The organism is Candidatus Thermoplasmatota archaeon (genome assembly GCA_034660695.1).
In the GTDB taxonomy this organism is placed as follows: Archaea; Thermoplasmatota; E2; order UBA202; family DSCA01; genus JAYEJS01.
The window spans coordinates 1-20,388 of sequence record JAYEJS010000137.1 but is presented as its reverse complement, the minus strand read 5'-3'; the positions used below and the strand labels follow the sequence as shown (position 1 = coordinate 20,388).

The window sequence follows — 20,388 nt, the reverse complement described above, 5'->3', positions numbered from 1 at the left end:
AGGTAAATAAAAAAGTGGGAAGGCGTATTCAAAATTTTGTTGAATCCTGCAGATCATTTCTCAAATCATTTTTCCGGTCTGCTTATGGCTTTTTTCATTTTTTGACTACTTTTTCAAAGCATTCGGACATCGACCTTTCGAAATGTTTAAATAAGGACAGAAGATTAAAAAATGAGGGAAGATTATGAAGGAAAAAAAGGAATTTGTTGGAGTTATAATGAAGGCAATACCTGTTGTATTTGTTGCTGCTTTGTTATCTATGACAAGCATTGGAAACCCTATAGTTGGAATGCAAAATTCTAATCTTTCTCCAACTGCTGATGCAGGCGGCCCATATTCAGGATGGACAGGGGAAACAATCGTTTTTGATGGTAGGGGAAGTTATGATCCAAGTGGAACAATAATCAATTATACGTGGGACTTTGGCGACGGGCATAAGGGATATGGAAATATCACTACCCATGTTTATCCCTCTGCGGGGACATATACTGTCACGCTTGCTGTTCTCTCGGACGCCTATGAAATGGATACAGATTCAACATACGCATATATATACGAGCATAATTGGGCTCCCGTTGCAAATGCAGGCGGCCCATATTATGGAGATGTGGGGGTCCCTATTGCTTTCAATGGATGCAACAGCTATGATTCAGATGGGTACATCGTCTCGTATTCATGGGGTTTTGGAGATGGGTATTCTGGAAGCGGACGAACGCCTTCGCATGTCTATTCTAGCCCTGGCACGTATATCGTCACCCTTACAGTAACAGATGATGATGGAGCAACTGATTCTGACTCGGCGTATGCATATGTTGGTACGAATCAGCATCCTGTGGCAGATGCAGGTGGTCCTTACTCCGGAGATGTGGGGCAGACAATCGTTTTTGATGGCTCTGGGAGTTATGACCCGGACGGAACAATCGTTTCCTATATATGGGATTTTGGAGACGGGACTGGTGGAAGCGGGGAAGTAACTACACACAGCTACTCGATGGGAGGAACTCATACTGTAACTCTCACCGTTACTGATAATGACGGAGCGACAGACATAGATACAACAAGTGCCATAATCCCGGGAGGAAATCAAGCACCTGCCATTCCTCAGCGTCCGGCTGGACCTACCGTTGGGTATATCTGGAATACCTACACATACATGACATATACTACAGATCCCCAAGGAGATAAGATTAGGTACTGTTTTGACTGGGGCGACTGCACAACAAGTTGGACATTATTATACGATTCGGGAGAAGCTGTTAGCGCTCAACATTCATGGACTTATCAGGGTAGTTATCACATACGGGTTAAAGCAGAGGATGAACATGGAGCCCAGAGCGACTGGTCTGAGCCTCTCTCTCTTGCCATGCCTCTTGGTATCTCGGCATCACCCACTGATGGGGGCTTATATATTTTCGGCAGGAAAATCCTTGATATCCCCAATACCATTGTCATTGGAAGTATAGTGGTTGAAACCTCATTAGAAAATGAAAATCCTCTGAAACAGGTAGAATTTTATGTGGACAAGACATTGAAACACACCGCCTATTATGCTCCATACAGCTGGACAATTAGTGAGCCGTTGGTGGGTAGTCATACGTTAAAAGTCATAGCATACGACAAGGAGGGATACGAAGCCATTGATTCGATGGACATCACTTTCTTCATATTTGGGAGAGGGTCTCAACTGACCGTTTAATGTTTAGTCAATGCACCGGAGAGCAATTGTATATCTCCTCCTTCTTGTTCTTCTTTCTCTTTCGTGGGGAGGTGTACATTCGGAGGAAAAGCATTCTTGGGCAGTGTGCATAGATAACAATGCATTTGGAGGGCATGAATTTGGAGGAGGGGTGAAGCAGGCCCTATTATCTGGTGGATGGAAGGAAAGTAGCATAAAGGCGGTAAAGGAAAATTCTTCTGATGCATTTTTTAATGCTTTGGGATGGCTCAAAAACAGCGCCGGGCGAGACGATACAATTCTTTTTCACTTCTCGGGTCATGGGTATGGTGGGGGCATCGAGATGGGTATGGATAAAATTACATATGCAGAATTAAACGAAGAATTAGATGAAATAGAATGTGGGGGAATGTTTATTGTTCTAGATGCATGCCATAGCGGAAATGCCATTCCTTTCCTTAAAAAAGAGGGCAGAGTTATCATTACATCTTGTAATGGAAATGAGACAAGTGGGTATTTCAGCGAGCCGTTTATTAACGCATTGGGCGTCGCCGCCGACTGCAGTGGAAATCTTGATGGAAGTGTCTCAGCAGAAGAAGTTTTTTCATATATTATGGGAGACTGGTACATTAAAAGTTATATGCCCCAGATGAAAGACGGATATGAAGGAAATTTGTCTATTCTTTCAGCCTACTGGGAAGGGAAAAAGATAGATGTATACCAAATAAATGCTCAACGAAGCGTTGAGAACTTTGGAGGAGAAAGATGGTTGAGGCAATCCTTTGTCCCTCTATTAACTCCTATATGCGGGGTATCTCTTAAAATTGCCAAATGGGGAAATGCCACAGATGCCCGTATAGGAATTTATAATAAAAATTTCAGTCCTTTGGCAGAAGCCACTATTCCTGTTACCAAGGCGCACGATGTCAATGGTATCTCAACTTGGATTTCTATTGGACTACATGCTGATGTTGTTCCTAGAGAAAAATATTTTTTAGTATGCAAAAGCAATTCTACTTGGTGGTGGTGGGGGAGCGGAGAGCGGTATGAAAATGGTAAAGCATCTGTTTCCATTGATGGAGGAAATTCCTGGCATACCTCGCCTAAAATCTCTGATTTCAGTTTCATCATTTATAGCGAAGATGTTACGCCTCCTGAAATTTTTTTATTTTATCCAAATGGAGGAGAGGCATTATCAGGAATAATCCCTATCTCATGGGGTGTAATAGATAATGATGACGGGGATTTAAATGGTAGCACCACACTCTTTTACAGTAGTGACAACGGAAAAACATGGCATATTATTGTAGACGGAATTGAAAATAGTGGCAAGTATGACTGGAACACAGAACAAAAGGAAGATGGCCACTATTTAATAAAAGCTACTGCTGTTGATAACTCAGGAAATGAAGGAGAAGATATTTCAGATGAAATTTTTACAATTGACAACACCCCTCCCGAGACAACATGTGATTTATACGGGGGGATAGGAAAAAACAACTGGCATGTGAATAAAACAACAATAATGCTTTCTACATTTGATGCTCTTTCGGGTGTTTCTGTTTATTACAAATTTAACAAACAGTGGATGGAATATACGAAGCCTTTACTACTGAGCAAAGATGGGAGGCATGAATTTTCATATTATGGGAAGGATGCAGCAGGAAATAAAGAGGAAAAGAAAAATACAATCATTAAAATCGATGGTACTCCCCCGAACATCTCATTTATTATGCCGGAGGAAAAACACCTTTATTTTGGGGAGAGAGAAATTCTCCCGTTGAGGGGAAATACTACAATTCTCATTGGGAGGATGAAAATAAAAGTAAAGGCAACGGATGAAACATCGGGTATTTCTCACGTAAACTTCTTTATGGACGGAGAACAAATTTTTGTTGATAAGGACGAACCATATGAATGGAAATGGGACGAAACATCTTTCTTTAAGCACGAGATAAAAGGTGTTGCTTATGACAATGCTGGCAATGAAGCGGTGAAGGAGATAAGAATGGCAATATACAACATAAATCTCTAAATCTTTTCAAGGCAAATACCTAATCCTCTTTACTTTTTTCTTTACCAAATATTTTATAACTTCGATTTCATTTAGTGTATGCAATGGAGCTTTTTGTAATCCTTGTGGAGCCGAAATATTCTGGAAATGTGGGTTCAGTAGCCAGAATAATGATGAATTTTGGGTTCAGTAATCTTATTATAGTGTCTCAATCTTTTTCCGTTGACAACGATGATTGCAGAAAAATGGCTGTCCATGCTCAGGATATTTTGGACAATGCCCTTATTCTTGACACCTTCAGGGATGCAATGAAGCATGTGGACTATATGGTTGGCACCTCCTCCATAGAGAGCAAGAATGACAAAAGGCATCTCAGAAATGCTTTGCCATTAAAAGAATTTTCATCGGAAGTATACAAGATGGATGGTGTTGTGGGCATAGCTTTCGGAAGGGAGGACTATGGCTTATTCAATGATGAGTTAAAAAAATGCGACGTTATGTTGAAAATACCCACTTCAAATGCCTATTCAAGTCTGAATTTATCTCATGCTGTAGGTATTGTTTTATATGAACTGTTTTCGCACAAAAGAGAATTTAGACAGCCCAGGCTTGCAGACAGGATAGAAAAAGAGAAACTGTACGAGTATTTCGACAAATTGTTAGAGAGCACAAGATATCCCGAGCATAAGAAGGAGAATACAAAAATAATGTTCCGCCGCATCATCGGAAGAGCGATGCTCTCCAAATGGGAGTATCATACCCTTATGGGTGTTGTTAAAAAAGCAATGACTAAATAGTCTCAAGTGAAAACATTGCACCTGTTCCTTTCAAGGCAGTATGTATTTTGTCTGCAAGCAGAAGAAGCATGTCAACATCCGGTTCCTTATCCCATTTATATATGAAGTCATAATTCCCTCTCGTGGCTTCCAATCCAAGTTCCATTAGACAGTTTCTAATCTCTGACGGCGATGCTCCTTCACTGTTAAATGTTATGGAGAGGTACGTTTTCATTTTATCACACTGAAAATAACTTGCTTATATAAAAATATTACATCCCACTTATCAAAGTCTATCTCGCCTTTTTTATTTCTTTTACAATCTCTTCGACGATTTCTATATTTTCTTCAACTGCTGTCCCTGTTACAATCACATCAGCCCCTGCCATAATTTTTTTTCTTGCTGTAGTGCCGTCTCTTATCCCTCCGCCGATGATCAGCGGTATCGACATATTTTCTCTTACAGCACGTATCATTTCATTGCTTACTGGCTTGTATGGATTTGAACCAGCATCCATGTAAAGGCAGTGCATTCCCGTATATTCAGCGTAAAGGGCGTATTTTACCGCTTTTTCTATATCATTCGCACCTACTTTGTCAAGGTTTGTTTTCTGTTCAACAGTCGTTGGAGTTGATGACGTACTTATAATCAAATAGCCCGTGGGTATTGACTTTATACCGAATTTTTTTACAACAATGGCCCCTTCCAGCTGCTCTCCAAATCTGTGTGTATAATCTTTTGAGTTGAGAAGGCTCATAAAAAATAGGTAATCTGCATTATCCACAAGAAATTCTCTAGAATTAGGAAACAATATGATGGGTATGCTAACTTCTTTCTTAATTTCTGCAACCGTCTCATATACCATCTCTCTTGATGCAATAGTTGTCCCCCCAACCATTATCGCATTTGTATCGTATTCAGCACATTTTTTTGCTTTTTTCCCTGCTTCTTCCGGCAGCTGTTTATCGGGGTCTATAAGAGAAAAATGAAGTTTTCCATACCTCTCTAGCCACTCCCCTATAATACTCATGTTCCCTCTCTTCTTGCAGAAGATGAACCGCATTTTTAAAAGTTTCTATTTACATCCACTTATCTAGCCCATGTTGCTCCTTTATATCCAAATCCGTTAAGCCGAATGCGCCCTGAATGAAATTTTTTATCAGGTCGGTATACCATTCCATATCAAGCTCATCCCTGCCTTTCAACAGCTCTACTGGATACATATACTGGATGGGCTTCACCCCGCTCTTTGTCGGGGTTTTTATGCCTGGAAGGGGTTTTTTTGTGATAACAAACTTAAATTTCCTCCTGACTTTTATCTTTCCCAGCAGTTTTTCAATAGCTTCTGCTCTCTTGCCGTAAACTGATTGAGAACCATTAGGATTGGGCTTGTATCTGGATGGGGGCTGTATTGACTGCACGAGGGTAAAAGCATCTAGCCCAAATTTTTCTATATCCAGGGCTGATATTTTCTCCATCGTAATTCTCTTTATTGATTTTTTTATGTTGTTTCTTGCATTCTCCTCGTTATCCCAGCTCATATTTTCTCTCAGCACGTCGACCATGATATCTTTCAATACCATCCGAGCAATGTCTGGCTTGTCGCTCCCCTTGAAGTTATTTCCCTTTGTGACCATGCTTACCTTACCTTTTTTTACATCAAATATGAGATAATTTTTGTGCTTTACAAAAATCATCGCATCGTGCTCCTCTGGTTCCAATTCAAATTCTTGGTAATTTAATTTTTCTCTCCATTTTTTATTGCAGAATTCTATGGTATCAAGTGCTTTTTCAGGCATAATTATCCAGTCCTCTTTTTTTATTTCAACGCCGAGGGCTTCTGCCAACCTTTCTGATGCAGAACGTGAGCATGCAACGTATATGCCATCCGTATCTCCATAAACAACTCTTGCCCCTCTTGCATTAAGAATTTTTAAAGTATCATTCAATATCTGCTGTCCCTTTGTCGTAATAAGCGTTGCACCCCAGAGATTGAACTGCCTGCACGAAACTTTAGGGGCTGAAAGTATGCCGTGCGTGCCAGCATTTCTTGCCCCTTTCAGAGATTGGTATATCATTGCAAGTCTTTTTTTCTTTTCTCCTTCTGCCTTCTTCAACTCCTCTTTTATTTTTCCTATAAAATTCATCATGCCCTTCATGGCTAGATTCACCAGGCCTGACTCGTTTGAAATTTTAACACCTACCATTATTCCTTTATCGACAAAATCTTCCGTTGCCCCTCTTATTTTAAAGCCGATATCCATGAATTTATCCGGCACTTTCTTCAACCATATCCAGTCGTCCGGCTGCTCATCTGCTCCTGTAATCCTAACTGTATCCGCCCCGGCATTCACCGCCCTCAATATCGTCGGATACATTGCCCCCACGTCTGCGACAATAACATAATACCATGGAACGAAATGAGAATTCGCATCTTTATCAGGCTTTATGGTCATTCCTCCCGGGAAGTGGTATGCGATGCCACGATTTTCCCTGTCAAAAATAAGGAAGGGATATTCAACCCAGTCGGGCATTTCATCTCCATATTTTGCGATACGAACTATTTCTTTGTTTCCTTCTCTTCTTGCAGCATTCGCAATCTCTTCCTTTGTTTTTCCAAGCTCCCCGATTCCAGATGCCACGCTAAAAACTCTACAGGTGGCGGGCATTATTTTCTTATGGCGTACAGCCCTTATCATGGCCATGTAGTCCCACATTCTCGTCGCCCCTGAAGGCAAAAGAATCTCGAACGGCATGCCAGTCGTGAAGGCAAGGGGCATCGCCTGTTGCAGGAGATGCATCGTTATGGCTTCTTGTTCCATCACATCCTGGCGGTTGTAGAGCATCGTCCTCTCATCCACACCCATTTCCTGCGGAGTGAGATTCAAACGGTCTTTTATGTCAACGCCAAGAAAAGATGCTGTTCCTCCGAGGGTGTACTCGTCCAGGGAGTAAAATTTTCTTGCCGCCTGATAGGTATCAAAACTCGAGGGATAAAAAATTGCTACATCCGTCGGAGTGCCGAAATGAAAGGATTGGTCTCTCCTTGCATATTTTTCCAAAAAATCCTTGAATTCTTTTGCTTCCGCATTTGATAAAACCGAAGAATTTTTCAAAATATATCTCATTCTCTCATATATCTGGAGATTATCAAAACCGATAATGTTATGCCCGGTTATTATATCGGACTTTTTCAGAATGTTGCATATCTCAATAAGATTTGATATCTCATCGTTCTCGTTAAAGGAAATGAGCTGCTTGACCTCTCCCTCAATTTTGCCCGGGAAATCTGTGAACTGGAAATAAAAATCCTCATTTTCAAGGTCTTCTTCGGAAATAAATGAGAAATCAAACTGGTGATAACCTATAATGTCTATAGGGACATTCTCAACTTCTCCATACTTGGTCATTTCTATATCGTAGGCAGTGACTTTAACCTTCTTTTCCTTGCCCTCCGTATCAAATATCCATTTTCCGCCGGCTGCCAGATCTACCAGGGCGCGTTCATTGTAGGGAATATCATGCTCAGCCGTGTACAGGCCCATGCGAAAAATATCATTGCTTACTTCCGGAACCATATAGGAGCGGACGGTATAAATTTTAAAGACTTTTCTTTTTATTAAGGGATTCCAGAAAGATTGATATGTCTCGATATCGCCGACTTTTTTTATGCGCCCGTCCCCATCAAAATTTTTTAAAACCGTTTGCCTTGCTTTTTCAGCTTCCATGCCGGAAGGAGGGAATGCAAGAAAATATGGAATGTGCATATCTTCTATCGGCTGGATTTTATCGCTCCAGTAGAGGTAGTGGGGGGAGACATTAATAAGCATGAAAAACAAAATGGCTCATGACATATAGATGTTTTCATCGCTTTGAAGCTTTCTCTTCATCCTAATTTTTATGCCTTCTTTCGTGCTCCAGCAATTTTTCTTTCATTTTGGGACCGTAACCATAACCCCCCAGCTCACCGTTTTTTCTGATGACACGATGGCATGGAATTATTATGGGCAGGGGATTTGTCCCTACCGCGTTTCCGACCGCCCTAACTGCTTTGGTCCTTCCAATTTTCTTCGCAAGCCATTCGTAGGAACGTGTCTCCCCGTAAGGTATGCTTCTCAGGGCATTCCACACCTTCTTCTGAAACGAAGAGCCGTTTAGGCATATAGGTAGAGAAAATTTCTTCTGCCTTCCAGAAAAATACTTCTGCAACTGTTTTCTTACTTCCTCGTTTTTTCCTTTCTTGCAGGAATTATATCCTTTCCCAAATTTTTCTTTCGTAAGGCACAACCTCACTATTCCTGTGGAGCCGAATACAATATAAATAACGCCTATGGGAGACTTGCAGGTATCATAATGCAATTCCACGAGTATAAACACCAAGAAGCATATAGATTTAACCTTCAAAAGAAATTTAAGTCGTCATAATATACCAATAACGATTGAAACCGGCAAAAAAACTTTTATGGTGGCTGCTCGCAGGCACATCCGGCGGGCTGAGCAGAGGGAGGATAATTGAAAAGATAATGGAAAAGCCGACAAATGCAAATGAACTTGCAGATGTGTTGCATCTTGACTATAAGACGGTGAGGCACCATCTCAATGTTCTGCAGAAGAACCGCCTCGTAACAACGATGGGCAGCGGTTATGGGACAATGTACTTTCCATCTGAAATTCTGGAGGAGAATATGGAATATTTTAATGAGATTTGGGATGAAATTGGGAAAAATAAGAAAAAGGATGAAAGAAATGGGGTGAAGAAATGAGCGAAACAAAAACAAGGGCATTTGCGCTAATCGTTGTGCTTATCATAATAGGCACAATAATGGGTATTGCAACGTCCTATGTGTCCCTCAAAAAAGGGAAGGAGTTAGCTGAGGAAAGGGGGTGTCCATTTGAGAATAAAAAGATGGCAAGGGTCTTTGCCATGCGTTATATGGCAAGCATAGTTGTTATTTCAATAAACATTATGCTTCTGATTGGTCTGCTATTGGTCTATATGGACACATATTCAAAAACCAAATCAAGTTTTATGCTGGGGCTTGTATTTTTCATAAGCGTGCTGCTGATTCAATCGTTGCTTTCATTGCCATTAATCCATGCACTGTTCGGATATACTCCATATGGCCTCGGTCCATTTGGTGTTGTGCCACACCTTTTTGAAACAGTGGCTCTGGTTATACTCATGGCGCTGAGCATGGAGTAGCCAATTTGGGAATGATTTGGGGTGAATTTGGGTAAATCAATATAAAGGATGCCTGCTCTTTTTACCATGCACAAAAGTGCAAGGAGATGATAAAAATGAAGAAAATTATGATGGTAATAATGGCTGCGGGTGTTGTAGGCTTACTCGTAATAGGCACAGCACTTGCCACTATGGCATCAAGCGGAAATAGAACAGGCGATGGAGGGCGATTCCAGTGGGCAAAACAGGTGTGGAATAAACTGATGGACCGTCATCATACCAGAATGCAGATGAGGGAGAAAGCGATGGAGAACATGACAGAAGTGTCTGGCACATTTTCCTGTGAAGACGGCCCGTATTATGTGGATGGCCAGGTGGTTTCTTTTGGCCCTGAGTGGTTTATTGAAAATGTGACTGCAAGAAGCGACTACGACAGGGACGGTACATACGAAACGATAAAGGAAGAGCTAAAAGGACTTAACGGAACGAAAGTTACGGTGATAGGAATAATGAAGAATGATGGCATTATTGCCTTCTATATCAATGGTATATGGTACAGAAATCCGGTAAGGATGCCACATGAAATTTCCGAAATTACCGGCATATTGGAACATGACGGCAATAGCTATGCAATCAAAAACCAGACGATTTTCTTTGGGCCGACAGACAAACTTTTCAGTAAAGTTGCAAGAAGCGATTACGACAGGGACGGGCAGATGGAAAGCATGTATTATGAGCTGGAAGGTTTGATGGAAACAGGTGAAGAAATAACACTGGACGGCTTCTACAGGGAAGATGTTTTCATACCTGCCCACATCAACGGAATGTGGTACAGGGAAATGTCTCCATGCCTGTAGATCCTTTTCCTTTTATTTTTATTTATAAATCCCGATTGTCTGCCCTGCCTTGATTTTATCCCCCTTTTTGACGGTTATGTTTATGTTTGCATTCCCTGGCATATATACCTCTACTTTTGAGCCAAATCGGACGATACCTATCTTTTCCCCTTTTTCCGCAACATCGCCTTTTTTCACATAGGGTACTATTCTCCTTGCAATCATGCCCGCAATCTGGATAACTTCTACTATTCCGATTTCTGTTTCAATTTTAATAGAAAGGCGTTCATTCTCCCCTTTTTCCCTGAATGCAGGGGAATGCCTCCCCGCCGTGTGATCGACTTCCAAAATTTTTCCGGATATTGGCATACGGTTGACATGAACATTCCACAAATTCATAAAGATGGAAACTTTCTCGCCATTTTCCATAACAATCCCATCTGCGGGCGATACAATGCCGTCTTCTATTTTCCTGTAAGGGTCTCTGAAGAAGAAAATAAAAAATAATTGGATGATAAGTAAAAGAAACACAAACGGAAGGAAAATATAATGAAGAAAAGAAAGAATGAGGGAAAGTAAAAGATATGGCAGGGGAATAAGAGCTATATGCACACACTTTTTTGCTATCATCTTGTCCTCAGTAGCTTGCTAAACACCCTTTCAATTGGCCCCTTTCTTTTCGGAAGTTCAAAAAGCGAAGAAATGTTGTCGTAGAGTTCGGGCAAAATCTCGAAGGTGAGATATGCAAGAATTATTAGGACAAGCAGAGAACCGATTTTACCCACGACATTATGCATAAAGTAAAAGGTGTAATTACGTACTTCCACCCCATAAATCACGCCCACATTCCGTACAATGTTCAGCGCGTATATTACCGGAATGGTCAGCATGAATGCTTTAAATCTTCTTCTCCAATCCACGCCTTTCAAGGCAGCTATAACCCCTATAAATATCATCATTGACTGCAGACCCGTACAGGCCAGAATAAGCTGTACCGAATGATTGCCGTTAAAATAAACCGGGACTGTTATTGCCTTCCCGTAAGAAATGGCGCCTGTGGCAACATCGTAGCCTATGGCTTTCATCACCCATACCGTCTGCTCCGCTACCATTTTTATCAAAGCACCTGAAAGAACTGGCAATTTATCTATAAGAAAATAAAAAAAGGCGGATATAAAGGTTGCACCCGCAATAAATGTTAGATGATTTAACTCTTCATTTCTCTTATAGGAGAGATATTCATGGTAACCAATATAGAAAAGAAAATATACTCCGAGTATGCAAATTATGGCATTTACAATATCGCCATCCTCTTTATAGTACAGGAATTCGGGCTGCGTTGCCCAGTAAACTGCAAATATTATCCAGCCCATTGCCATTAAAAAATGCCTGCTTTTGCGTTTTGATAACAACCCGATGGCGAGCATAATCAGGCTCAAAAAAAGGAAAATCAGGGTAATGGAATTGAATAGAGGATAATTTTCTAAGAGGGCAAGAAAGATGAAGTGACCTATTATTAGGGCTAGAGTCGCCCCTCCAAATAAGCACGTCACATAATACAAATCCTTTTTGTGCACGGGTGGTTAATGCCCCATGGTTTATGATTTTTTCTACTTTATTTCAAATATATGTGCCCTACATCTTTTTTCCATATCCAGAGGTCTTCCGTCTCGGCCTCGTTCTTTAGGCGCAAGGTATAATCAACCTTTGCATCCATATCATCTGCGAAATACACTATATGAGCTTCCGGAAATTGGGGTATTCTCGGGGAGCCATATTCCCCCTTGCCGTGATGGCTCAATATGATGTGCGTCAATTTCAATTTGGTTCTCTCCGGAAAATCTTCCATTTGTTTAATTCTATCTAAAAGCATCTGTACGCCTATCGTAATATGCCCCAGCAACATGCCCTCCTCTGACATGCCTATGGACGTTCCAACCTCAAACTCCCTTGTTTTGCCAATATCATGCAGTATTGCACCCGTAACAAGCAGGCTGTAATCCAATTCCGGGTGAAGTTCATATGCACGCTGGCATATCCTGGCAACATTTAATGAGTGCTCCAGCAACCCACCGATATAGCTATGATGGCGGTGCATGGCGGCGGGCGATTCCTTAAAATTTTTAACAAATTCCCCGTCTTTAAAAAATGATAGAAGTAGTTCTTTATACGGCTCTTCCGTGCCTTCGATGATATCCATAAGTTGTGACAGCATTTCATCGACATTTTTCTTGCAGACATCTACAAAGTCGGTATTATCGTACTCTTCTGGTGAGCACTTTCTTGCGCCTTCCCTGTCTATAACTATCTCAGTCCCTTCTCCATACGCTACTATCCTTCCCCTTAAAAATATAACATCGCCTTTATCGAAACTCCTGTATAATTTATTGGTATATGCCCTATCATCCCCCCAGTATTTTGCCGTTATCTCGCCCGTTTTATCCGTCAGCCGCAATTCAAACCATTCTCCTTCCTTACTTCTGTTCTTATATTTTCTTGGCGGCTTCTTAAATTTAACGGCGAACATGCTGTTGACAATGTCGCCCTCTTCAAATTCTCCTATAAATTGTTTTTTCATGCTAACTCAACATTCTCCTTTTTTGACAAATGGAGGTTTTATCCTCCTTGCTTTCATTTTCCTTCCGTTGAAAATTATGTCAAATATCTCTACGTCATTATAACCCGGTTTAATATAAGCCATGGCTATGCCCTTTTTCAGACATGGAGAAAATGTTCCGGATGTTACCTTTCCCACTTCCTTTCCATCTTTCTCGACGCCATATCCGTGCCTTGGTATTCCCCTGTCAATGCATTCCAGGAAAACGAGTTTTTCATATTCTCCTTCTTTCTGCTTCAGTAACATTTCTTTCCCCACAAAATCATGGTTCCAGTGTATAAGCCATCCAAGGCCTGCTTCCAGTGGTGTTCTTCCGCCCTCAAACTCATTTCCGGCAAGTGCAAAGCATTTCTCAAGGCGGAGAGTATCTCTTGCCCCGAGCCCGATCGGCTTTATCCCATATTTCTTTCCTGCCTCCATCACATCAAGAAACATTTTCCTTCCTTCTTCAGCGGGCGTTATGTAAAATTCATATCCTTTCTCCCCAGTATACCCCGTTCTGGAAACGATGCATCTTGCATTTCCTTCCTTTTTCAATTCCTTGCATGCAAAGAATCCGAGTGTGCTCAAATCAAAATCTATGATTTCTTTCAGGCAGTCTTCTGACATAGGACCCTGGACTGCAAGTATCACAAAATCCTGGGAAACATCCTCTATCTCGACATCCATGCCCTCTGCATGGTCTCTAAACCATTTTTCTACGTCCTTATTACTGCCAGCATTTGGTATGAACAAATATTCGTTTTCAAGATGCAGGAAAACTTCATCATCAATTATAGTTCCGTCATCTCTCAGTATCACGGTATAGTCTCCCTTACCCATGCCTATTTTGCCAACGTCGGATGTTGTCGTTCTGCTGATAAGCCTCTCCGCCTTTTTACCACGGATGAAAATATTGCCCATGTGGGAAACATCAAATATACCCACTTTTCTTCTAACATTCAAATGTTCTTCCTGGATAGAGGTATATTTCAACGGCATTTCATATCCCGAAAAATTTGTAAAGGTTGCCCCCAGTTTTTCATGCAGTTCACGCAAAGGTGACTTCATGGATAGGTATAATTCATGCAACTTAAAATTTTATTGGTTGGAAGAAAGTCTTTCATTTTATCTTATTAATTCCCAAGTCCTTTTTCCTTTCCAGCTTTTTTAGCATTTCCTCGGATATGCATTCCTTGCATATACCGAACATTATCCAGTAACAGGAAGGGCATACCTCCTTCTCACACCTTATGCACCTGTATTTTGCATTCCTCGCTCCGCATATCCTGCATTCCCCTGTTATTTCTTTTTTTTCACCTGCTTTCTTTTCCTCCAATTCCATCTCTGCCTTCATCTCTTCCAACCCTCCATGTTCCTCAATCCATTTCCTTAATTCCTCGTTTATAGATTCATCTTCCATTTTATCACCATGGAACCTTTTTTAGGCCAAGAGGATAGCCAATCAAATTCACGATGTAATGGAGAACGGGCGTAAATATTAGAAGAAAAAGAATATGCCATGCGGAGAAAGATGACAAAAACCAGTTTTTATCAGTCATGCCCGTATTTTCAAGTAACATGCTTACCAGAAAGGAAAAGAAAAAAGCACCGAGCAAAAAGTCAATCTGATCGGCGAGCAACCATTTTTCTCCCCTCTTTCTTCCAAGGCGACGCTTAAAAAAACTCTCCAGCAGATCTCCTGAGAGGGCACCAAACGAAATAGAAAAAAGAACAATTAATGAGCTGATGCCTTTTCCGAAAGTTTCTGGAATAACAATATTCATAATAAGCCCTCCAGCCGTGCCAATAATTATGCCACCAAAAAAACCTCTCCATGTCTTCCCATTGCCGAGTATTCTCTTACCGTTCCATTTTTTACCAAAATCAATGGGCGGGCCGCCGCCAACCACAACGGCGGATGAATTTGCAAGGTAAGCAGGAAAAATGAACCATATCGCCTCGGCCGCTATACTCCAGTCCATGCACATATATCTACTCCTTCTAAATATTCTTTACTACAATACTTCCAGCCACGATATCTCCAAGCCTTTGTTTTTTTGGAGAGAGAATAATAAGAATAAGGCTTATGAGATAAAATCCTAGAAACATATCAAAGAATCTTATAACATTTCTTGTAAACGAAGATATGAAATCCATTTTTTCCATGCTGTCTGCTTTTACGGTTATATTCATAAAAGCTTTCCCGACTGTCAAACCATAAAAATATTCCAATACAGTAAAGTATAGGAATTGCAGGGAAAATAGAAAAATAGAGAATATGAGCAGAAAATTCATCCTTGAGATAATGGCAAGAAAAACAGAGAACGGAAAGAGAACTATAGAGTCCAGTACAAAAGCTATACTTCTGTCAAATGTTGAAGCATACAGCATCATTTCCTTTTTTTTAAGGGCATCGATTATAAGCCTGCCCGTCACCATTGCTCTTTTGACTCCGTCTGCCGAAAAAACTTTTTTTCTTTTCATAAGTATATAGTCTCTGTATGCATCGTTACTGACGAGTGTTCTCAGGGCATCGTCACCAATAATGCCAAATTTTCTTGCAGCCTCCGAAGTTTTGAGTTCAACAGCTTGGATGATATAACTCATCGCTTCCCTGTAATCTTTGGAAATCGATGCTTTTTTCAGCAATGCTGCAGAATCTTTTAACGGGAATGCCGCCCTTTTTATGCTCCTGCCCATGAATGGGAGAATGAGACAAACAGATAGAAGGCCGGCGATATAGACCATATCATACAGCCCGGCGCCCCCGACAGACCCCATGAATGGCTTACTAAAAATTTCGGGAAAGTGAAAGAAATCCCCCCCAATAACTACACCTAATGTTGAAATAGCATATCCATATCCAATTATTTTTTCGGAATGATGTGAAAAAAGTAAAAATGAAATAAGGACAGCGAGCACTGACGGAATGAGATAAAACGGGAATGATGCGACAACACCTATGTCAGTAACTCTCGTTATCATAAACGTTGCAACGGTGGTAACAGCCACTCCGAAAATGGTCTTTGCAAGTGGAACATCCTTCTTTTTGAGAAGATGAATTGAAAGAACAATTGGAACAACCGCCCCGCCTATGTTGAAAGCGAGAAAATAATTTTTGTATATGAAGACAGGCATATCAAACATCATTGCTGCAAATGGGCCTATGGAAATTAAGCCCATTTCCCTGTGCGAAAATCCTATCTTCAAAAACATTCCTCTATATCTAGAATATGCTATGAGCAAATAGAAAAGCAATACCAGGGGCAAAAGTACAAGGAAGGCCATCTCTAACAGATTTAACAACACATTCTAAGATTAAGCACCCGTACAAAAATGTTTGGAAATTTTTCAGCTGTGACGGGCAACTAAAAGCAATTCATCCCGAATTTGTGACGGGTTTTTCACCTTTCATTGTTCTCCCAGAACAATTTTGTCAACCGAAAATAATATAAAAAAAAAAACGGCATTACTGTACTGGTGAGGCAATGAACAAGAAAATAGAAAGTTTTTTTGTTATCTGTGTAATGGCAGCAGGTGTAATCCTGCCAGCAATACCGTTTGATGCCGAGGGGGCATCAGCACCAAGCGAGCCGTGGGATCCTTGTTTTCTGGCAGGGACACGAATCACTATGGCAGACGGCTCTAACAAAAACATCAAGCAGGTGGAAGTGGGCGATATGGTGAAGTCCTTTGACAATGGCTCAATTGTTATCGGCGAGGTAACGGAAGTATATTCTCATAACCCTGGCGAAATGCCGGAATACTACATGGTAATCAATGATAAACTTCGGGTAACCCCAAACCACATCATTTATGTTAACGGCGGATAGGCACCTGCCAGAAATATCACGGAGGGAGATAAGCTGCTTGGCGAGCACGATGAGACTGTAATTGTCACCTCTGTAGAACGAGTGCAGGAACAATCTCCCACATACAATCTTGAACTTTCAAACTACCATACTTTTTTTGCTGATGGCATTCTGGTTCATAACGCAAAGGCTCCAATGGATCCTTATGAGCCAAGTCCGGGAGGGCCATCCGATCTTCCTGATCCTACCTTTAATTGGAACATATATACTCCTCATGGAGGCCAGGTTGTGACTTTTTATCCTACCGGGAGATGTGCTTCATACCCTGTTGTTGAGTGGGAATGGGAGTTCGATGGTCAGTGTGGGGGTTACGGAAAGTCGTATAAATATCAATTTTTCCCTCACAATTATGATTCACAACATTCGGTTAAACTTACTATTGGGGATAATGATGGAAACCACAAAAGTGTAACGAAATTCATAAATGTTGATCTTTCTGCGGACTTATCTGTTGTGGAATTTAAACTAAATGATGATGGAGTTGTTCATTATGGGCAGTATGTCAATTTTCATATTAAAGTGAAAAATTTGGGAGGGCGTACTAATGTCAAATGGTCGTATGCATTAACTTTTGAAAATAAGAAATATATCTTTTGGAGGGGACCGCTTGATAAATATGCTACAGATGAGTTCGATACTCAATCTTTCCGGGTTTCAGAAACTGGAATTCGACAATACACAGCAAATCTTTGGTTACTACCGGACTCGGAAACTAATATATACGACAAAGACCTTTCTAATAATGATGCCTATACCGAGTATTTCCTCACAGCGGAATAGTAATATATTGGGTGACTGAAATGAAACAAATGGCCATGGTTATATGCATTTGCATCCTCCTATGTTTCCCAATTTCCACAGTAACAAGCTATAATTTGCAGGACAATTCGGTTCATCACTCTGCTGTTGAAGATGACATCGAGTTATATATCTGGGGAGGGCTATATCTCCTCTTGAGTCAAGATAATGTTAATGAATCCCCAATCGGATTTATTATTCGAGTAGTTAATAATAGGGATGACTGGATTCATGGCAATCTTTCAATTCGTATCCGTTACTTTAATAATGATTGGAGCGTTAACCCAAGTTTTGATGTATGTCCTCACAGTGAACGTAGTTGTCACTTTGTTTTCAAATACTCGTTTGCATTACTTACTGTAAAATTAACAGAAGAAAACAAAACTCTCATCCGTTCCGGCTTCATGATAATGGGATTTACTGTATTTTTAACGAGGAGCGAAATCGAGCATTCAGGAGGGACTTCAAAAGCTATGGAAATTCAAGATAGAAATCGCTACAACATAGGGTGTTTCCTTCCTGATGACCATTCATCATCTCTTCTTTAGCATAATGGATATATGATGAGAACGAAAACAATAGGGGCAAGAAATCACATAAGACTATGGAGAAGTTGATATACATTATACGTTTCACCTCCTCTTCTCAGTGATCCACGAAAAATTCTGGTAAAATTTTAAGTATTGGCACTGCATTTACGATTCAATTAGAAAAATCCAGAATTATGCCATAAGGAGTATCTACCGGGTTAAAATCCAACAAAACAAGGATTGAAACCATTTCTAACGGGGCAATAACTTAATAGTAGGTATTCTATATAGAAATGGTGAAAAGTATGAAAATATACGAGTTCAAGGTCTTGCTGGAACCAGATGAATCTGGAGGTTACGTGGTTACATGTCCTTCTCTTCCAGGATGCTATACTCAAGGAGAAACGGTCGAAGACGCTCTGAAAAATATCGAAGAAGCCATTCTTCTCTGTTTGGAGGATATGGAATCCCATGGAGAGAAGATCCCTGATACATCTAAGTCCCTCATCGGTACAGTAATAATATCTGAGTGAGCCTAAATGAAAACAAGATTACCAGCCGTTTCTGGAAAAGAAGTTATCAAAGCATTGAGAAAGATTGGTTATGAAGCAGTAAGACAAAAAGGAAGTCATATCCGTTTGAGAGATGTTGATAATCCTTCTCACAAGCCATTAACAATTCCAGATCATAAAGAGATAAAACCTGGTTTGCTGCGGAAGATTATAAGAGATGCAAATTTGTCTGTTGAAGATTTCATAAAATTATTATAACTCGAAATATTCGCAAAAAAGTCTAGAAAAACAAGGATTGAAACTTTATTATAACCTCACTCGACAAATTCAAGCGAAATACAAAAAATGTTATGATTCATTCATCATAAAAAAGAATTCTCAACAAAATATATTAAAGTGATGTTTATTTCCCTATGCAATGAAAGGAAAAGCACGTTGCCCACACTGTGAGAAAAGTGTGGTCGTTGAAGTGCCGGATGATGCGACTGGAGAGCAGGTAACAACATGCCCAAACTGCAATATGAAATTCAAGGTAAATGTAGATGAAAAATATAGCTGGGAGGAGGAAACACCTGCCATCCATCCGTCGATGCATTTAAATGAACGTTCCATGAAACCGATTATTGCAGGTATACTCCTTGTGTTAATATTTCTTAGCGGAATAGCCATAAGCAGCGCCCTTCTCTTTTCATTTGATAACATAAGCAGTGTGAATGTGCCAAGTGAATTTGGGGGGACGGTTGTAAGTGAAGAAGGGACGGCCATAGAAGGGGTGAACGTGTCAGTTGTTGGACAACCGGGGCTACATGCTGTGACAGACAACGATGGCAAATTCCTGATTAAAAATATTACAAGTGGGAAACAGAAATTGCGTTTTACATGCGAGGAATATAAATCCCTTACAGCAAAGGTTTTTGTTTTACCGTGGAACATCACGTTTCCATACGAAAAGTTTGTCATGAAAGAAGGGAGCGGAGAGATTGAGCAAAAAAGTTTAGCAATAAAAGTATTAGAGTTTGGGCCAACGCTGTCTGTTTTTATCATTGCGCTTTCCGTAGCAGCCCTTGTGGGGGGGGTAATGGCGATCGCAAGAAAGCATTTTGTTATAGCATTTATTGGCGCTGTTCTCGGCACAATTGCAGGTATTTTCAGCATAATAGGCATCATTCTTGGAATTGTGGCTCTTGTACTTCTTATCCTTTCAAAAGAGGAGTTTGAAACAGGGCCAAGAGAAGTTAAATATTGATGCAAGATTTCATATCACCAGCCCTCTTCAGTGAAGCGGGTTAAGTCAATAATATCCCAGTCATCCTGGTCATGATCGTCATCATCTCCATTTGAGTAATCCACCAGCTTGTAAACATAACGATAATTCATGCAGCTCTTATAGGGGCCCCACTCCCAGTATTCCTTGTTCCATGGAAAACGTGATTTTTCGTTATCGATGCCCGCAAAACCATTCAAGCTAAGGGTATGGCCTAGCTCATGCATGAACACGCTTGCAAATGCCGTATAATAATCACTCCCCTGAAGATAAAATGACCATGTCCAGTTCCTCACATACTGCCCTCCGATAGTAAAGCTGTCGATATA

24 protein-coding genes are annotated in these 20,388 nt (G+C 40.6%); 12 read left to right on the top strand and 12 right to left on the bottom strand.

The window, feature by feature from the left end; all coding sequences use genetic code 11:
- The first annotated feature begins 184 nt into the window (after nucleotides 1–184).
- The 3 genes from U9O96_07420 to U9O96_07410 all read left to right on the top strand — a co-directional run bounded on the left by U9O96_07420 (nucleotide 185) and on the right by U9O96_07410 (nucleotide 4,486).
- On the top strand, nucleotides 185–1,696 hold the full coding sequence (locus U9O96_07420; protein ID MEA2054913.1) for a PKD domain-containing protein: 1,512 nt from the start codon (nucleotides 185–187) through the stop codon (nucleotides 1,694–1,696).
- Nucleotides 1,697–1,706: 10 nt separating this feature from the next.
- On the top strand, nucleotides 1,707–3,710 hold the full coding sequence (locus tag U9O96_07415; GenBank protein MEA2054912.1) for a C13 family peptidase: 2,004 nt from the start codon (nucleotides 1,707–1,709) through the stop codon (nucleotides 3,708–3,710).
- A gap of 83 nt (nucleotides 3,711–3,793) precedes the next feature.
- Nucleotides 3,794–4,486 carry an RNA methyltransferase gene (locus tag U9O96_07410; GenBank protein MEA2054911.1) on the top strand — a complete coding sequence of 231 codons (693 nt, stop codon included), beginning with the start codon at nucleotides 3,794–3,796 and terminating at the stop codon, nucleotides 4,484–4,486.
- Here the strand turns inward: U9O96_07410 and U9O96_07405 are convergent.
- From U9O96_07405 to U9O96_07390, 4 genes are all read right to left on the bottom strand, one after another.
- Nucleotides 4,479–4,700 carry a hypothetical protein gene (locus U9O96_07405; protein ID MEA2054910.1) on the bottom strand — a complete coding sequence of 74 codons (222 nt, stop codon included), beginning with the start codon at nucleotides 4,698–4,700 and terminating at the stop codon, nucleotides 4,479–4,481. The genes U9O96_07410 and U9O96_07405 overlap by 8 nt on opposite strands.
- Before the next feature lie 58 nt (nucleotides 4,701–4,758).
- Complete coding sequence (locus U9O96_07400; protein ID MEA2054909.1) at nucleotides 4,759–5,496, bottom strand: geranylgeranylglyceryl/heptaprenylglyceryl phosphate synthase; 738 nt, start codon at nucleotides 5,494–5,496, stop codon at nucleotides 4,759–4,761.
- Between the two features lie 49 nt (nucleotides 5,497–5,545).
- The gene (locus tag U9O96_07395) at nucleotides 5,546–8,296 is read right to left on the bottom strand and encodes a DNA polymerase domain-containing protein (protein MEA2054908.1); all 2,751 of its coding nucleotides are present in this window, start codon (nucleotides 8,294–8,296) and stop codon (nucleotides 5,546–5,548) included.
- Between the two features lie 61 nt (nucleotides 8,297–8,357).
- Complete coding sequence (locus U9O96_07390; protein MEA2054907.1) at nucleotides 8,358–8,831, bottom strand: methylated-DNA--[protein]-cysteine S-methyltransferase; 474 nt, start codon at nucleotides 8,829–8,831, stop codon at nucleotides 8,358–8,360.
- Between the two features lie 74 nt (nucleotides 8,832–8,905).
- Here U9O96_07390 and U9O96_07385 point away from each other — a divergent pair, with 74 nt between their 5' ends.
- From U9O96_07385 to U9O96_07375, 3 genes are all read left to right on the top strand, one after another.
- On the top strand, nucleotides 8,906–9,229 hold the full coding sequence (locus tag U9O96_07385) for a winged helix-turn-helix domain-containing protein (protein ID MEA2054906.1): 324 nt from the start codon (nucleotides 8,906–8,908) through the stop codon (nucleotides 9,227–9,229).
- A complete protein-coding gene (locus tag U9O96_07380; protein MEA2054905.1) occupies nucleotides 9,226–9,669 on the top strand; it encodes a hypothetical protein in 444 nt (147 codons plus the stop codon). Before U9O96_07385 ends, U9O96_07380 begins: the two co-directional genes overlap by 4 nt.
- 95 nt (nucleotides 9,670–9,764) lie before the next feature.
- Nucleotides 9,765–10,505: a hypothetical protein gene (locus U9O96_07375; GenBank protein ID MEA2054904.1), complete on the top strand. Its 741-nt coding sequence runs from the start codon at nucleotides 9,765–9,767 to the stop codon at nucleotides 10,503–10,505.
- 18 nt (nucleotides 10,506–10,523) lie between these two features.
- Here U9O96_07375 and U9O96_07370 read toward each other — a convergent pair whose 3' ends face one another.
- From U9O96_07370 to U9O96_07340, 7 genes are read right to left on the bottom strand one after another with little or no spacing between them, the layout of a single operon-like run.
- On the bottom strand, nucleotides 10,524–11,114 hold the full coding sequence (locus U9O96_07370) for a phosphatidylserine decarboxylase (GenBank protein MEA2054903.1): 591 nt from the start codon (nucleotides 11,112–11,114) through the stop codon (nucleotides 10,524–10,526).
- Nucleotides 11,111–12,061, bottom strand: coding sequence for an archaeosortase A (gene artA, locus U9O96_07365; GenBank protein MEA2054902.1), 951 nt, complete (start codon nucleotides 12,059–12,061; stop codon nucleotides 11,111–11,113). The genes U9O96_07370 and artA overlap by 4 nt, the downstream gene beginning before the upstream one ends.
- Before the next feature lie 38 nt (nucleotides 12,062–12,099).
- Complete coding sequence (locus U9O96_07360; protein ID MEA2054901.1) at nucleotides 12,100–13,062, bottom strand: HD domain-containing protein; 963 nt, start codon at nucleotides 13,060–13,062, stop codon at nucleotides 12,100–12,102.
- A 6-nt stretch (nucleotides 13,063–13,068) separates the two neighbouring features.
- Entirely contained in the window at nucleotides 13,069–14,151 is a 1,083-nt protein-coding gene (gene gcvT, locus U9O96_07355) for a glycine cleavage system aminomethyltransferase GcvT (GenBank protein ID MEA2054900.1), read from the bottom strand.
- A 52-nt stretch (nucleotides 14,152–14,203) separates the two neighbouring features.
- Nucleotides 14,204–14,503 carry a hypothetical protein gene (locus tag U9O96_07350; GenBank protein ID MEA2054899.1) on the bottom strand — a complete coding sequence of 100 codons (300 nt, stop codon included), beginning with the start codon at nucleotides 14,501–14,503 and terminating at the stop codon, nucleotides 14,204–14,206.
- Between the two features lie 4 nt (nucleotides 14,504–14,507).
- Nucleotides 14,508–15,065, bottom strand: coding sequence for a CDP-2,3-bis-(O-geranylgeranyl)-sn-glycerol synthase (locus U9O96_07345; protein MEA2054898.1), 558 nt, complete (start codon nucleotides 15,063–15,065; stop codon nucleotides 14,508–14,510).
- Between the two features lie 19 nt (nucleotides 15,066–15,084).
- Complete coding sequence (locus U9O96_07340) at nucleotides 15,085–16,293, bottom strand: DUF1614 domain-containing protein (GenBank protein MEA2054897.1); 1,209 nt, start codon at nucleotides 16,291–16,293, stop codon at nucleotides 15,085–15,087.
- 278 nt (nucleotides 16,294–16,571) lie between these two features.
- Between U9O96_07340 and U9O96_07335 the strand changes: the two genes are divergently transcribed.
- The 6 genes from U9O96_07335 to U9O96_07310 all read left to right on the top strand — a co-directional run bounded on the left by U9O96_07335 (nucleotide 16,572) and on the right by U9O96_07310 (nucleotide 20,041).
- Entirely contained in the window at nucleotides 16,572–16,916 is a 345-nt protein-coding gene (locus tag U9O96_07335) for a Hint domain-containing protein (GenBank protein ID MEA2054896.1), read from the top strand.
- A 174-nt stretch (nucleotides 16,917–17,090) separates the two neighbouring features.
- On the top strand, nucleotides 17,091–17,735 hold the full coding sequence (locus U9O96_07330; GenBank protein MEA2054895.1) for a hypothetical protein: 645 nt from the start codon (nucleotides 17,091–17,093) through the stop codon (nucleotides 17,733–17,735).
- 20 nt (nucleotides 17,736–17,755) lie between these two features.
- Nucleotides 17,756–18,301, top strand: a complete 546-nt coding sequence (locus U9O96_07325; GenBank protein ID MEA2054894.1) for a hypothetical protein — start codon at nucleotides 17,756–17,758, stop codon at nucleotides 18,299–18,301.
- A 287-nt stretch (nucleotides 18,302–18,588) separates the two neighbouring features.
- Nucleotides 18,589–18,816, top strand: a complete 228-nt coding sequence (locus tag U9O96_07320) for a type II toxin-antitoxin system HicB family antitoxin (protein MEA2054893.1) — start codon at nucleotides 18,589–18,591, stop codon at nucleotides 18,814–18,816.
- Between the two features lie 6 nt (nucleotides 18,817–18,822).
- Entirely contained in the window at nucleotides 18,823–19,053 is a 231-nt protein-coding gene (locus U9O96_07315; protein MEA2054892.1) for a type II toxin-antitoxin system HicA family toxin, read from the top strand.
- Nucleotides 19,054–19,213: 160 nt separating this feature from the next.
- Nucleotides 19,214–20,041, top strand: coding sequence for a carboxypeptidase-like regulatory domain-containing protein (locus tag U9O96_07310; GenBank protein MEA2054891.1), 828 nt, complete (start codon nucleotides 19,214–19,216; stop codon nucleotides 20,039–20,041).
- Nucleotides 20,042–20,055: 14 nt separating this feature from the next.
- On the opposite strand, the gene U9O96_07305 is transcribed toward U9O96_07310, so the two are convergent.
- Nucleotides 20,056–20,388: hypothetical protein (locus U9O96_07305; protein ID MEA2054890.1), on the bottom strand; the 333-nt coding region annotated here is incomplete at its 5' end.